12 protein-coding genes are annotated in these 14,134 nt (G+C 39.2%); 6 read left to right on the top strand and 6 right to left on the bottom strand.

All coding sequences use genetic code 11. From position 1 onward, the window contains the following. Positions 1-6 precede the first annotated feature (6 nt). The 4 genes from I6E11_RS06815 to I6E11_RS06830 form a co-directional block, all read right to left on the bottom strand. Positions 7-1,101 carry an efflux RND transporter periplasmic adaptor subunit gene (locus I6E11_RS06815; protein WP_235337249.1) on the bottom strand — a complete coding sequence of 365 codons (1,095 nt, stop codon included), beginning with the start codon at positions 1,099-1,101 and terminating at the stop codon, positions 7-9. Between the two features lie 184 nt (positions 1,102-1,285). Next, positions 1,286-2,530: an ABC transporter permease gene (locus I6E11_RS06820; RefSeq protein ID WP_235337251.1), complete on the bottom strand. Its 1,245-nt coding sequence runs from the start codon at positions 2,528-2,530 to the stop codon at positions 1,286-1,288. 2 nt (positions 2,531-2,532) lie between these two features. After that, positions 2,533-3,780: an ABC transporter permease gene (locus I6E11_RS06825; protein ID WP_235337252.1), complete on the bottom strand. Its 1,248-nt coding sequence runs from the start codon at positions 3,778-3,780 to the stop codon at positions 2,533-2,535. A gap of 15 nt (positions 3,781-3,795) precedes the next feature. Then, a complete protein-coding gene (locus I6E11_RS06830) occupies positions 3,796-4,515 on the bottom strand; it encodes an ABC transporter ATP-binding protein (protein WP_235337254.1) in 720 nt (239 codons plus the stop codon). Between the two features lie 138 nt (positions 4,516-4,653). Here I6E11_RS06830 and I6E11_RS06835 point away from each other — a divergent pair, with 138 nt between their 5' ends. Then, positions 4,654-5,628 carry an ROK family protein gene (locus tag I6E11_RS06835; RefSeq protein WP_235337256.1) on the top strand — a complete coding sequence of 325 codons (975 nt, stop codon included), beginning with the start codon at positions 4,654-4,656 and terminating at the stop codon, positions 5,626-5,628. Between the two features lie 76 nt (positions 5,629-5,704). On the opposite strand, the gene I6E11_RS06840 is transcribed toward I6E11_RS06835, so the two are convergent. Beyond that, positions 5,705-6,100, bottom strand: a complete 396-nt coding sequence (locus I6E11_RS06840) for a VanZ family protein (RefSeq protein WP_235337258.1) — start codon at positions 6,098-6,100, stop codon at positions 5,705-5,707. A 92-nt stretch (positions 6,101-6,192) separates the two neighbouring features. Between I6E11_RS06840 and I6E11_RS06845 the strand changes: the two genes are divergently transcribed. Together I6E11_RS06845 and I6E11_RS06850 are read left to right on the top strand one after the other, a co-directional pair. Then, positions 6,193-7,560, top strand: a complete 1,368-nt coding sequence (locus tag I6E11_RS06845) for a sodium-dependent transporter (RefSeq protein ID WP_235337259.1) — start codon at positions 6,193-6,195, stop codon at positions 7,558-7,560. A 15-nt stretch (positions 7,561-7,575) separates the two neighbouring features. Then, on the top strand, positions 7,576-8,304 hold the full coding sequence (locus I6E11_RS06850) for a ComEA family DNA-binding protein (protein ID WP_235337261.1): 729 nt from the start codon (positions 7,576-7,578) through the stop codon (positions 8,302-8,304). A 137-nt stretch (positions 8,305-8,441) separates the two neighbouring features. Here I6E11_RS06850 and I6E11_RS06855 read toward each other — a convergent pair whose 3' ends face one another. Then, positions 8,442-9,863 (bottom strand): alkaline phosphatase, encoded by a 1,422-nt coding sequence (locus tag I6E11_RS06855; protein ID WP_235337263.1) that lies wholly within the window; start codon positions 9,861-9,863, stop codon positions 8,442-8,444. A gap of 140 nt (positions 9,864-10,003) precedes the next feature. Between I6E11_RS06855 and I6E11_RS06860 the strand changes: the two genes are divergently transcribed. The 3 genes from I6E11_RS06860 (at position 10,004) to I6E11_RS06870 (ending at position 13,026) form a co-directional block, all read left to right on the top strand. Then, positions 10,004-10,921: a fimbrillin family protein gene (locus tag I6E11_RS06860; RefSeq protein WP_235337265.1), complete on the top strand. Its 918-nt coding sequence runs from the start codon at positions 10,004-10,006 to the stop codon at positions 10,919-10,921. Between the two features lie 93 nt (positions 10,922-11,014). Further along, positions 11,015-11,584, top strand: coding sequence for a xanthine phosphoribosyltransferase (gene xpt, locus I6E11_RS06865; RefSeq protein ID WP_235337267.1), 570 nt, complete (start codon positions 11,015-11,017; stop codon positions 11,582-11,584). A 110-nt stretch (positions 11,585-11,694) separates the two neighbouring features. Continuing rightward, positions 11,695-13,026 carry a nucleobase:cation symporter-2 family protein gene (locus I6E11_RS06870; RefSeq protein ID WP_235337269.1) on the top strand — a complete coding sequence of 444 codons (1,332 nt, stop codon included), beginning with the start codon at positions 11,695-11,697 and terminating at the stop codon, positions 13,024-13,026. The last annotated feature ends 1,108 nt before the right edge of the window (positions 13,027-14,134 follow it).

A 14,134-nucleotide genomic window follows, 5' to 3' on the forward strand; every position in this document is an offset into this window, starting at 1 on the left:
TATACATTATTCTTTTCTAAGTCCGCGAACAAGTTCGTTTTCTTTAAGTCCGGATTTTACTTCAACGTTTATACCGTCGCTTACGCCTGTTGTAACTGTCTTGCGTTCGAACTTTTGTCCTGAAACACTGTCTGTGAGCAGGTATACGAAGGTGGAATCGCCTTTGAATTCAAGTGCACTTTCCGGTATGCTGAGAACATTGTTTGCTCTTTGAAGCTCCATTTCGGCATTTGCACTGTAGCCGGAACGTATTGTAACACTGTCAGGAACGGTTATTGCAGCTTTAATTTCAAACTGATTGGCACCGTTGTTCTCTACACTCTTCGGTGATATATACTCCAGAGTAGCACTGAAGACCATATCCTGTAATGCTCCGAGTGTAATCTTTACAGGTATACCTACTGATATCTTACCTACTTCAGTTTCGTCTACATTACCGCGGAATATAAGGTCGCTCATATCGGCTACGGTTGCAATTGTGGTACCGTCATTGAATGTATTACTCATTATAACCGAGTTACCTACTTTGATAGGAACGTCAAGGATAAGTCCGTCGATAGTGGAACGGATAAGCGTGCTGCTGAATGAAGCACTGTTCTTTGTGATACCCTCCTTGATGATTTCCAGGTTGTCCTTTGCGGCCTGTATCTCTTCGCGAGCCTGTTTTGTGGTGAGTAATGTCTTCTCATATTCTTCTGTACTTACAAGTTTTTTTTCGTACAGTTTTTCCATTCTTTCAAGGTCTATTTCTGCCTGACGTCCGTTCATTTCGGCTAGGCGTACACGGCTTTCTGCCGAATTGAGTTGTCCTAATTCAGGAATGACTTTTACCTTTGCTATGACTTCGCCTTTTTTTACGTTTTCGCCGGCTTCCTTGTATACCTCAGAAATGATACCCGAAATCTGTGGCTTGATTTGCACCTCGTCTCTGGGCTCAATCTTACCTGTTGCCACAGTCGTCTGAATAATGTCTGACTTTACTACTTTTGATAAATTGTATTCAACATCTTTTGGTTGCGATTTCTGATAGAGAAATACGAAAGTTCCAAGGAACAGTAGCGCAATGACTACCATTATACCTATCCTGATAAATTTCTTCATATAATTTGGTTTTTAAGTTTTTAAATTTGTTTTTTAGACAAAAGAACAAAAGGGCAGATGTTTTATATGTTCTTATGTCTTATATTTGTAAGTGTGTTAGAACTTGAACTTGTTTGTCCAAATTCTTAATTAGCTTCGCTGACCTTCGGTTCTTAATTTTTCATTCTTAATTTTTAATTAATAATTACTCATCCCTTATAGCTTCAATAGGCTTTATTGCCATAGCACGGAAAGCGGGAGCCAGTCCGGCAAGCAATCCAAGAATAAGCAGTAAGACACAAGCCCCGATTGCTCCCCAAAAACTTATCTGGAAATGGGCGGTAGAAGTAGGGGAGGAAAGAGCCTGTTCTACAACGTTGAGCAGGAATACTGCAAATGATATGCCGCTCATTCCGGCTATTATGGTCAGTACCATACTTTCTGTAAGAATCTGGCTTAATATATCGTTAGGCCGTGCTCCGATAGCCCTTCTGATACCGATTTCAGTAGTTCTTTCTTTCACTGTCACCATCATGATGTTGCTCACTCCTATGGCTCCGGCAAGCAGGGTGCCAAGACCTACCATCAGTCCAAGTACCTCTATTCCGGAGAATAGATTGTCCATCATTCCGAACATGGCTTCTGCATTTACGCTTATAACAGCCTGTTTGTCGTCCGGATGAACATTGTGTGCACGTTTGATAACAGTTTCTACCTTTTCCTGAATTTCGCTAACAGAATATCCTTTCTTTACTGTAAAACTCAACATCTGGATTTTGTCTCCATAATTATAGTTGTTTTGCATAGTAGAGAAAGGTATTATTATAGATGTTTCTGCTTGTCCCTGTACAGACATATTTCCGGCAGCCATGTTTACTCCAATTACTTGATAGTAAATGCCACTAACTTCAATATACTTTCCACAAGGATTACTCTTGTCCGGGAAAAGACTTTCGAATATTCTGCTGCCAAGGACACAAACTTTCCTCCTATTTATTATATCCATGTCGTTGATATAACGTCCCATTGATATTTGTGGTTCTTCTATCTTTGCATAAATAGGATAAAGACCTTTCAGTGTGCCGGAAGTCTTGTTTTCGTTGTATACCATATCAATACCCCATTTGGTAATGTTAGGTGTGACAACTTCTATTTCCGGGACACTGCGACGTACTCTTTCTACATCGGTATTGGTGAGTTCCCAAAATCGTCCTTGCTGAAATCCTTTGTATGCCTTGCTCGTCTGGTTAGTACCCATAAAACCTGAGTTTGTGGCAAATCCGACAAACTGTTTTGCCATCAGGTCTTGTACGCCTTTTGTTCCACCCATGATGGCGACAAGCATGAATATCCCCCAGAAGACACCGAAAGCAGTAAGCAGGCTTCGTGTCTTGTTCCTTGTTATGGTAAGGATTATTTCCTCGCATGTATCTAAATCAAATCGTCTCATAATCAGTCAGCTCTAAGTGCTTCTATAGGTCGTATCATTACAGCTTTTCTTGCAGGAAACAGTCCGGCAAGCGTTCCGGCTATTATCAGTGTGAGTGTAGCCTGTATGGCTATACTTATGTCTACAGTAGGATTCTCAAAGACAGTCATTGAAAAAACACCGGCATCTACCACTTGCTTTCCGGCAACGATGTTCATATATTCTGTAGTAGCAATACCGGCAACCATGCCTATATATCCGAAAAATGTTGTTATTACCACACTTTCCGATATTATCAGCCATAGTATGGACGAAGGTTTTGCTCCAAGTGCTTTTCTTATTCCAAATTCGTGTGTTCTTTCTCTTACTGTAATCAGCATAATATTACTTACTCCCACTATCCCGCTCAGTAGAGTGAAAATACCAATTACCCATATCGATATGTTTAAGATATTAGTTGCCGATTGTTGTTGCAGATATTGCGTAAATCTGTTCCAAATCCATATTGCACTGTCATCGTCCGGAGCAAAGTTATTGTTTTTGGCAATTGCAGTGCGATATTCTTTTTCAAATATGTCATTGTCAGCAATGTCTGTAAGGTTTTCGGTAGCGAATATGATATTGTCTATACTGTCACCTTTGGAATAAATAAGCTGTAATGTTGTGAAAGGAACAAGTGCGCTTGGAGAGAAACTGTTTTGATCAGAATATATTCCAACAACCTGATACATAACCCCCTGCGAGGTGATATACTTTCCTATTCCTTCTGATTTAGGGAATAGTATGTCGGCTGTCTTTTGGTGAAGAACAATTACTTTTCTCATCTCTTCCATATCACGATTATTTATGAACCTTCCTTTCACTAGCCTCATAGGTTCCATCTCGGTATGGTTGGGGAATACACCATTGATAGTTATACTTACGTTTTCTTTACCGTAAGTCAATATTCCACTGTGGCTTGTGGTAGCTCCAACTGTAGTAATGTTCTCCGTAAATCTTTTCGATGTTATTTTTAAATCAGTCTGGTTTAAGGATATGTTTCTGCCTTCGTTCAGTCCATTGAATGCTTTTGATGTTACTCCAGGATAAATTTTCATGGAATTCATCTTCATGTCGGCCGACTGGTTTTCGAAGGCATGGATAAGTCCGTTTCCTGCCCCCAAAAGAACAATAAGCATGAATATACCCCAAGCTACAGCAAATCCGGTAAGTGCTGTACGCAGCTTGTTGCGCATTATTGTGCCGTATATTTCTTGAATAAGATCTATCATTTCTTCTCTTGTATATTATTTCATGAATCCGTTTTTGCCGAACGGTGATGCATTGTGGTCTATGTTGTCTTCTATTTTTTCTATGACACCATCCTTTATATGAATGATTTTGTTTGTCTGATTTGCCACTCCGCTTTCGTGTGTCACTATTATAATAGTCAATCCTTCTTTTTCATGAAGCTCTTTTAGTATGTTCATCACTTCTACAGAGGTTTTACTGTCTAGTGCACCTGTCGGTTCGTCGGCCAGGATAATTTCCGGTTTGGATATTAGAGCTCTGGCTATTGCAACTCTTTGTTTTTGTCCTCCTGACAATTCATTTGGCATGTGATGTGCCCATTCTTTCAGTCCGAGCTTTTCCAGATATTCCATTGCCAGTTCATTTCGTTTCTTTCTGCCAACTCCCTGATAATATAATGGAAGCGCTACATTTTCCATAGCGTTTTTGAATGAAATAAGATTGAATGACTGAAATATAAAACCTATCATCCTGTTTCTGTATTCTGCAGCCTTGGTCTCGCTTAGGTTTTTAATCAATACTCCATTTAATGTGTATTCTCCAGTGTCGTAATTGTCAAGAATCCCCAATATATTAAGTAATGTGGATTTGCCAGATCCGGAAGCTCCCATTATGGAAACAAATTCACCTTTTTTTATTTCAAGGTTGATTCCTTTCAGTACATGTAGCGGAGCTCCGTTATGATATGTCTTGTTTATGTCCTTTAGATGAATCATTTTGTCAATTGATTAATAATACGTGGCTAAATTAGAAAAAAACTGATACATTCGTATTAATATTTATTTGAAAAATTTGGGAGATTATTGTCTATTGTATATTTTTGTGTCAATAATTAACCCTAAACAATAAATGTCATGACTGTAAATATGGAAAAACCCTATGTGGTTGGTATGGACATCGGCGGTACAAATACCGTATTCGGTGTAGTTGATTCTCGTGGAAACGTGTTGGCTTCCGATTCAATTAAGACTCAACAATATGAAGAAATAGAGGAATATGTAGATGCTGTGTGCAAGAAGCTAATCCCTCTTTTACAACAATTTGGCGGTGCTGAGAAGTTTAAAGGAATGGGTGTAGGTGCACCAAACGGTAACTATTATAAAGGAACTATTGAATTTGCTCCAAATCTTCCGTGGAAGGGAGTTATTCCTTTGGCAGCTATGTTTGAAGATAAGTTGGGAATACCAACGGCTCTTACAAATGATGCCAATGCTGCTGCTATAGGTGAAATGACATATGGCGCAGCTCGCGGTTTGAGAGACTTCATCATGATAACACTGGGTACAGGTGTAGGTAGCGGTATCGTAGTAAACGGACAGTTGGTTTACGGTCACGACGGTTTTGCCGGTGAGCTCGGTCATGTTGTAGTAGAACGCGATGGTCGTATTTGCGGATGTGGACGTAAAGGTTGTCTTGAAACTTATTGTTCTGCTACTGGTGTGGCGCGTACAGCACGTGAATTCCTAGTAGCTCGTTCGGAACCAAGTTTACTTAGAGAAATACCAGCAGAAGAAATAGTATCGAAGGATGTTTATGATGCCGCTATAAAAGGAGACAAACTGGCTCAGGAAATTTTTGAATATACCGGAACAATTCTTGGTAGAGCTTTGGCTGACTTTATTGCATTCTCAAGCCCTGAAGCTATCATTCTGTTCGGTGGTCTTGCAAAGTCTGGCGATCTTATCATGAAACCTATCCAGAAAGCTATGGAAGAGAATGTGCTTAAGATTTATGCCGGCAAGACAAAACTGTTACTCTCTCAACTTAAAGATGCTGATGCAGCGGTACTTGGTGCCAGTGCATTGGGTTGGGAAGTTAAGGAAGACTAAACTTTTCTTCTAATATTTTAAATGCTCATCAGACTATGTTTATACAATGTTTGATGAGCATTTTTTATGTACATTATTATTTGTTATTATGTTTCTTCCATATATACGGACGCAGCACGTAATAACTGAAAACACAACCCAATATAACTCCGGTGATATTTGCCAGAAAATCGTACCAATCGCCACCTCTGGTTTCTGTAAGCGTGGCCTGACCTATTTCTATTAGACCGCTCATAATTATTGGACATAAAATTCCACCTATTATAAGATGTTTTTTTATCAAAGGAAAATGTTGTCTGAGGTGTTCCGACCATAATACAACAGTAAGTCCTCCATACATACATATATGGACTACCTTGTCTATATGCTTAATCTCGTTAATGGATGTTTGTGGAGGTTTGAAAAACGACAAATATAATATTGCTGCTATTACCAAAATAGACAGTGGATAACGTTTTAAATATGTAATCATGTTATAAATATTAATTTATTCGCCAAAAATATGATATTTTTCGTACATTTGTGCCGTATAACAGTTCTATTTATCATTTAATATGTTTTTTTATGCAACATCATCACGACAGAGTTAGTTTTGGAAGTAAATTGGGAGCAATATTGGCGGCGGCAGGTTCTGCAGTGGGATTGGGTAATATATGGCGATTCCCTTACGAGGCAGGAAATCACGGTGGTGCTGCTTTCATCCTTATATATTTAGGATGTATATTTATATTCGGTTTGCCTATAATGGTAGCAGAATTTACAATAGGCCGTAGTGCCAAAGCCAGCACAGGAGGTTCTTTCAGTGTTTTGGCGCCTGGAACAAAATGGAAATGGGTAGGTTATCTGGGTGTGCTTACTGGCTTTCTTATATTGGGATACTATTCCGTTGTGGCAGGATGGACGTTGGAATATTTGCTTCAGGCTGCTATCGGTGGATTTCAAGGAAAGAATGCCGACGGTTTTATAGCAATGTTCAATGAGTTTTCATCCGACCCGTTGCGTCCGATAATATGGCTTACAGTTTTCATGCTGCTTACTCATATTGTCATAGTAAAGGGAGTTAAGAATGGTATAGAGCGTTCTTCTAAGGTTATGATGCCTGTTCTTTTTATCTTGGTGGTTCTTTTGGCTATATGTTCTGTCACATTGCCAGGTGCAGAAAAAGGATTGGAATTCCTTTTCAAACCAGATTTCAGTAAAGTTACACCTGAGGTTTTCCTTGGAGCAATGGGACAGGCTTTTTTCTCTATGAGTCTTGGTATGGGATGCCTGTCCACATATGCATCGTATTTCGGTAAGGATACAAGGCTTGGACATACGGCCATGAGTGTAGGTATCATAGATACTTTTGTGGCTATACTTGCCGGAATAATAATTTTTCCGGCAGCTTTTTCTGTAGGCATAAATCCGGGTTCAGGTCCGTCATTAATATTTATAACACTTCCCAATGTATTTCAGCAGGCATTTTCTGCCGTACCTTTCCTGGCTGTTATATGTGCCGTGGCTTTTTATTTGTTGCTTGCGTTGGCAGCACTTACATCAACTATATCATTACATGAGGTTTCTACTGCCTTTTTTCATGAAAAATTCGGACTTACCCGTGGAAGGGCTGCTACTATAGTATCGATAGGTTGCTGGACTATAGGAGTGGTCTCTTCGTTGGCATTGGGCGAATGGAGCGGTTATAAGATAGCAGGTATGAATTTTTTCGATGCGCTGGATTATCTCACGGCAAAAATCATGTTACCCGTTTCAGGAATGCTGTCTGCTATTTTCGTAGGTTGGGTTCTTAATAAGGCAATAGTGAAGGGTGAAGCCACAAACTATGGAGCACTGAAACCTACGTATTATCCTTTGTATATATTCATTCTGAAGTTTATAGCACCTCTTGGTATAATGCTTATTTTCCTTAACGAACTGGGATTGTTCTAACAAATAATTCTCATTATGTGGAAGGATTGGTTCTTTTATACACGTGCTCAGCGTAGAGTGATTGTACTTATGCTGGTACTTTTTGTTCTTCTTATATTTCTGTTGACCGGTGAAAAGATGAATAAGGACAGAATAGAAATAATGGCTGAGCCGTTGCTTATAGCCGATTCTCTATATACCAAGGTTGAAACAGAGAGGATAGAACGTGAAAGAAAATATAAAAGTAAAACCTACAGAAAGGAATGGACCACTTTCGAGAAAGATAAGAAACAGGGCATAAGTCCTGCCAAAGTGGTTGATGATAAAATTAGAAAAGACTCTTTTAAATTTCCCAAACAGGAAAAATACTCTACTGGAATAATTATAGATGTAAACACTGCTGATACATCTATCCTGAAAAAAATACCTGGAATAGGAAGAGTAATTTCCAGAAATATAGTGAATTACAGAAACCGTTTGGGAGGTTTTTATGATGTCAGCCAGTTGCTTGAAGTGAAATATGTCGATTCTACCTTGCTTGCATGGTTTCAGGTGAAATCTGATGTTTTCCGAAAAATCAATGTAAATAGGGCGGATATAGACGAGTTGCGTTCGCATCCTTATATGGATTTTTATAAGGCTAAAGCCATTGTTGATTTCAGACGCAAACGTGGACGTATCAGTGGAATGTCTCAAATTTCAATGTTCAAGGAATTTACTAAAGAAGATATAGCCAGGCTCAGTCATTATTTTTCGTTTGAATAACCGGAATATATGTAACTTATGTTTTCATAAACAATTTTATTAGCCGTTTACCGGCTGTTCAGTGAACGTTTACTGAACGGTTAGTAAACGGCTAATAAATGTTTTGCAAATGCTGTTGTTCAAAACGAAATGTGTATTTATTTTTCTATTGTATATCCGGCAGCTTTGGCTATAAGTGTTGGAATCTGTACATTATCCAGTCTGCCACTGAAATTTTCAGCACCTGCTCCGATAGCAAATACCGGTACATAGCCAGCAGAGTGTCCTCCACTGGTCCATCCAACAAGTGCCGTTTCGTTTATTATACGTTTAGCCTCTGCTGCAAGAGCTTCGTCCTGGGCATATTCGCTTTTTTCCATTTTTGCGCTCTGTCCTTTAAGTGTCTTCTCATAAACGTTTTCAAGACGTGCTTCTTGTTCTTCCGAAAGTTTTATTTCATCCCAGAAACCGAAATTGTCTTCCAGGGCTTCTTTTACAGCTTCCCAAGGAACATTGTTTTTATATTTCTTTCGCATACCGTTCAATACTTTTGTGAATCCGCTTTCACTTGTTTTCTGGTTTGCCAGAGTTCTCAGGTTCAGTTTGTACTCTCCTGTACCCAATACTATACCTCCTGTTTCATGGTCGGCAGTCACTACTATCAGAGTTTCGTCTGGATGTTGTTTGTAGAATTCATATGCTATCTTGATGGCATTGTCTAAATCCTGTACTTCACGGAACGCAGTGGCAGCATCGTTGCTATGGCAAGCCCAGTCAATCTTTCCGCCTTCTACCATAAGGAAGAAACCTTTGCTCAAGTCTTTCGACAGGAAGTCTATGGCCGAACGTGTGATGTCCGAAAGGGACAAGTCTGTATCTGTTCTGTCTATTGCATATGGAATGGCACTTCTGTCCATTTTAGAAGCATCTTCGCTTTGGAAAAGAATCATTTTTTCAGCTTGTGAACACTTCTTGGTATATTCATTATATCCTCTTGCAATGCAATAACCATATTCATCGGCCATTTTGTATAGGTTTTTGGCATTTTTATTTTTATCATTATCCGGCTCCATAAAGTCGGAACCTGCATAGAACTCAAATCCGGCTGTGTATAGATCGGCGCCTATATTGTAATAACTGCTTCTTCCTGCTTCATGTGCATAAAAGGCTGCAGGAGTGGCATGGTCTATGCTTACGCTAGTTGCTATACCAACTCTTTTCCCACTGTTTTTTGCCCATACAGCAACACTGTTTACGGGTGTTTCCAAGTCTTTCAACACCCCAATGGCTCCGTTTTTGGTTTTGTTTCCAGTGGCCAATGCTGTTCCGGCAGCAGCAGAGTCTGTTACACCGTTAGTGGCCGAAAATGTGGTTGCAATGGTAGAGACTGGAAACTGTGTGAAACATAAAGGCTCAATGGCTATTTTACCTTTAAGTTCCCCCTGGAAAAGCTCTGTTCCTTGAACCTGGTTTACCCCCATTCCATCACCTATAAAATAGAATACGTATTTAGCCTGCTGTGCAAAGCTTAAATTAAAAGAAAGTAATAATAGGGCAAAAAAAAGATAGAATTTTTTCATATGATATTGTTTTGTTTTTAGTTCAGACAAAAATAAGCATTAATTGGTCTTAAATCATAATTTAATATTTTTTTGCTCTTAATTTGTGGGTATATTGCAACTGCGGCCGTTTAGATATTACAAACAAATTATTTTTTATTATGATAAGAGAATTTTTTTTATCTGGATTGTCACTCTTTTTTTGTGCGTGCAATAGTGAATCAGGATTGCCTGATACTGATATGTCTGTAAAATTATTGGTGCAGATTGGTTCTAATCCATTGTCAAGAACAGTGACAGAAACCGATGGCAGTGTAAGTTTTTATGATGAAGATAAGGTAGGAATGTTTGTAGAAAACGTCGAAAATCCGGTTCTATGGACTTATAGGAACAACATTTGGAAAGCCGAAAAAAACGTTGAGTGGGAAAATCGTTCGGATGATTTTGAATTTCTGGCATATTATCCTTGCAGTCAGACAGAAGGAGTTATACGTACATCAGTTCCAATGCCCGACTTGGCTGTACAAACGGGGAACATAGACGATATAGGCGAAAAGGATTTTTTAGTTGGAAGATGCGTTACATCATATTCTGCCAACAACGGAGTAGTGTCTTTTGCCGGTGAAAATGCTTTTACACATGTTTTTTCACTTCTACATTTGAATATTATAAATGAGGACCAGTCACAATCTTTTATAATGGAGAGTTGTACGTTTTCGGGTGAAGGTATAGTAACTCCTTATGTCTATTCGTTCGATTCATCGTCTTCTGGAATGATTAAAGCCGGAACAGAAGAAGTTTCCGAATTGCAGATAGATGATTTGTCTTCGCTGTCATCAATAACTGTACTTATCAATCCAGTTGTTATGGAAGAACCTCTCAGGTTTACCTTGAGATATACTGTCGATGGAAAAAAGTATGAAGCTTCTGCTAATCTGGTGAAAAATTTCACGGCAGGAAGTTTTAATAAGTTGACATTAAGACTGGTCGACGGTGAATTGTCAATGACAGGCAACGAAGTACTCGATTGGAATGTCATTATGCTGGAAGATATAGTATTAATTGGTACTTCTATGTAATATATTGTCTTAGTTTTGTAATACATAAAGAGTTTTCTTGTAATTTTGCACCTTAAAATATTTTAGAAACTCTTTTAATAATTAGTTGCACGTATGAAAGCACTGAAGGAACGGATATTGCGAGACGGAAAATGTTTTGAAGGTGGTATCCTTAAAGTTGACAACTTTATCAATCATCAGATGGATCCTATTCTGATGAAGTCCATGGCGGTGGAATTTGTAAGGCGTTTTGCCAGTACCAAAATTAACAAAGTGCTGACTATCGAAGCCAGTGGTATTGCTCCAGCCATTATGGTGGGCTATTTGCTTGAACTTCCTGTGGTTTTTGCAAAAAAGAAGAAACCCAGCACAATGGAAAACATGATTACTACTACGGTTTATTCTTTCACTAAAGACCGAAACTATGATGTCTGTGTGAGCAGTGACTATCTGTGCCCTGGCGATAAAGTGCTTTTTATTGATGATTTCCTGGCAAACGGAAATGCAGCTAAAGGTATAATTGATCTGGTGAATAAGGCAGGTGCCGAACTTGTGGGTATGGGATTCCTTATCGAAAAATCGTTCCAACACGGAGGAGAACAGCTCAGAAGTATGGGAGTACATGTGGAATCGCTTGCTATTATTGAAAGCCTTGACGACTGCAAGATAGTTCTTAAAGAATAAATTGAAAAAGTTGGCAAGTCTCTAGTTACAAGTTAACAAGGTTTTCTATCCGTATGGTAACTTGGTCAACTCGTCAACTCGTCACCTAACTCATAAACTCAAATCAACAAATGGAAAATGAACAAAATGTAGCTCCGGGCGAGGGGCTTATTTACGGACTTAACGACCGTCCACCTTTAAAGGATACCATTTTTGCGGCTTTGCAGCATTTGCTGGCCATTTTCGTGGCAATCATCACTCCTCCGCTTATCATAGCAGGAGCATTGGGACTTGACATCGAAACAACAGGTTTCCTGGTTTCTATGGCGCTTTTTGCATCTGGTATTTCTACTTTCATACAGTGTAGGAGAGTAGGGCCTATCGGTTGCGGACTTCTTTGTATTCAGGGTACAAGTTTCTCTTTTATCGGTCCTATCATTTCTGCCGGACTGACAGGAGGACTGGCGTCTATCTTTGGAGCGACAATAGCAGCTTCTACTGTGGAAATGCTTATCAGCCGAGTATTGAAATATACACGTAAGATTATTACTCCGCTTGTTTCGGGTATCGTAGTTACTCTTATCGGTATGAGCCTTATTAAAGTTGGTATTTCTGCTTGTGGCGGTGGCGTTTCTGCACAGAACGACGGTACTTTCGGTGCATTCCAGCATGTGGGGCTTGCAGCTCTCGTACTTGTACTTATTATTATTTTCAACCGTAGTTCAAACCGCTATCTGCGTATGAGTTCCATCGTGATAGGTCTTTTGGTGGGATACGTTGTTGCTTGGGCTTTAGGTATGGTGGATTTTTCATCAGTGCAAAGCTACGGTGGATTCAATATACCTGTGCCTTTCAAATACGGAATTTCGTTTGACATCTCTGCCATCATAGGTTTGGGACTGGTTTATCTTATCACTGCAATCGAGGCATATGGAGATGTTACTGCAAACTCTCTTATCTCTGGCGAACCGGTAGAAGGAGAGAAGTTCGTGAAGCGTGCTTCGGGAGGTATCCTTGCCGATGGTTTCAACTCTATGCTTGCCGGTATTTTCAACTCTTTCCCTAACTCTATCTTTGCACAGAACAATGGTATGATTCAGCTGACAGGTGTTGCCAGCCGTTATGTGGGATATTTCATTGCCGGATTCCTCATTCTGTTGGGACTTTTCCCTGCTGTAGGTTTGGTGTTCTCTCTAATGCCTGAACCGGTGCTTGGAGGTGCAACACTTCTGATGTTCGGTACCGTAGCGGCAGCCGGAATACGTATCATAGCATCTCAGAAGATTGACAGAAAGGCTACACTGGTGATGGCATTGAGTTTCTCTTTCGGATTGAGTGTGGAATTGGTTCCGGAAATACTCTCCCAGCTTCCTGATACAGTGAAGAATATTTTCTCGTCAGGTATCACAACAGGAGGACTTACTGCTATTCTGGCAAATATGCTTATCAGAATAAAAGAATAATTTACTTAGGGATATATTCTTTAAACACAAAGCGATGACTGTTCCATAGAGGAGCAATCATCGCTTTGTTTCTATAATGAATTCCCGTAACACGAGGGTGTAACTATAGTCACACGTCCGTGTCACTATAGTTACACGTAGGTGTTACTGTCGTTACACGAACGTGTAACGCTAAAACTGTACTGTCTTTTCGGAGAAAACGCATCAAAATGACAATAACAGAATTTCCCTTGCACTTTTATTTGTTAATTACTAAAAAGCTTCTTCTGATAAAGTATACATGAAAGTAATTTCATTTCAGAAAAACTTCACACCGTTGTAATCTCTATAATCTCAAGATTCACTCATTTTATTTCCTTGATCTCATCATTGCATCCCCCATTTTTGCATCCCACCATATATTTTTTCCTTGATTTTCCCTGAAGCTCAAAATCCCTGTATAATCGGTTATCCATAGATATTAATAATAATGTGTATGTTCTACAGCATAGAATTGCTGCAGTAATATACCTGTAAAAAGTTTCCGTATATTTTTCATTGATTAACAATAAGTTAAGCGTCAACCCATAATTTTTTTGAAAAAAAAGTATCGTAAAGTATTGCGTGAAAGAAAAAAGTGCGTAATTTTGCACCCGCTTTCGAGAGGGAAAGTGATTGACGATGACATAATGACAAAAATCCGGTAGTGATTTCGGTATGTCCGAGTATCTTACCTTGCCATGCCGCAAGGGAGCGAGAAACGCATTCCGGAACTTGTCTGAAAAATATTTTTGAAAAAAACTTCAAAAAATATTTGCACGGTAAAAATAAATCGCTTACCTTTGCATCCGCTTTCGCTCTTAAAAACGGAAGTAAGTTCTTTGAAAGATTTTAGATAAACAAACAGAATGTAGTACAAGCGTCACATTATATATATGATGTGATGAAAAAAGATAAACCGTCAATTGAAATAAAAACAAACGGTATCCTGAACAGAGACAAAACGATATCCTGACGGATATTAAAAAATATTTTACAATGAAGAGTTTGATCCTGGCTCAGGATGAACGCTAGCTACAGGCTTAACACATGCAAGTCGAGGGGCAGCATGAACTTAGCTTGCTAAGTT

It is taken from the genome of Bacteroides caecigallinarum (assembly GCF_021531075.1).
GTDB classification, from domain to species: Bacteria; Bacteroidota; Bacteroidia; order Bacteroidales; family Bacteroidaceae; genus Phocaeicola; species Phocaeicola caecigallinarum_B.

What these genes read in the sequence shown, in the direction of transcription:
- xpt (WP_235337267.1), top strand. Translation starts at nt 11,015, where the DNA reads ATGAAAGCACTGAAGGAACGGATATTGCGAGACGGAAAATGTTTTGAA.
- I6E11_RS06830 (WP_235337254.1), bottom strand. Translation starts at nt 4,515, where the DNA reads ATGATTCATCTAAAGGACATAAACAAGACATATCATAACGGAGCTCCG.
- I6E11_RS06820 (WP_235337251.1), bottom strand. Translation starts at nt 2,530, where the DNA reads ATGAGACGATTTGATTTAGATACATGCGAGGAAATAATCCTTACCATA.
- I6E11_RS06815 (WP_235337249.1), bottom strand. Translation starts at nt 1,101, where the DNA reads ATGAAGAAATTTATCAGGATAGGTATAATGGTAGTCATTGCGCTACTG.
- I6E11_RS06860 (WP_235337265.1), top strand. Translation starts at nt 10,004, where the DNA reads ATGATAAGAGAATTTTTTTTATCTGGATTGTCACTCTTTTTTTGTGCG.
- I6E11_RS06850 (WP_235337261.1), top strand. Translation starts at nt 7,576, where the DNA reads ATGTGGAAGGATTGGTTCTTTTATACACGTGCTCAGCGTAGAGTGATT.
- I6E11_RS06870 (WP_235337269.1), top strand. Translation starts at nt 11,695, where the DNA reads ATGGAAAATGAACAAAATGTAGCTCCGGGCGAGGGGCTTATTTACGGA.
- I6E11_RS06835 (WP_235337256.1), top strand. Translation starts at nt 4,654, where the DNA reads ATGACTGTAAATATGGAAAAACCCTATGTGGTTGGTATGGACATCGGC.
- I6E11_RS06825 (WP_235337252.1), bottom strand. Translation starts at nt 3,780, where the DNA reads ATGATAGATCTTATTCAAGAAATATACGGCACAATAATGCGCAACAAG.
- I6E11_RS06845 (WP_235337259.1), top strand. Translation starts at nt 6,193, where the DNA reads ATGCAACATCATCACGACAGAGTTAGTTTTGGAAGTAAATTGGGAGCA.
- I6E11_RS06855 (WP_235337263.1), bottom strand. Translation starts at nt 9,863, where the DNA reads ATGAAAAAATTCTATCTTTTTTTTGCCCTATTATTACTTTCTTTTAAT.
- I6E11_RS06840 (WP_235337258.1), bottom strand. Translation starts at nt 6,100, where the DNA reads ATGATTACATATTTAAAACGTTATCCACTGTCTATTTTGGTAATAGCA.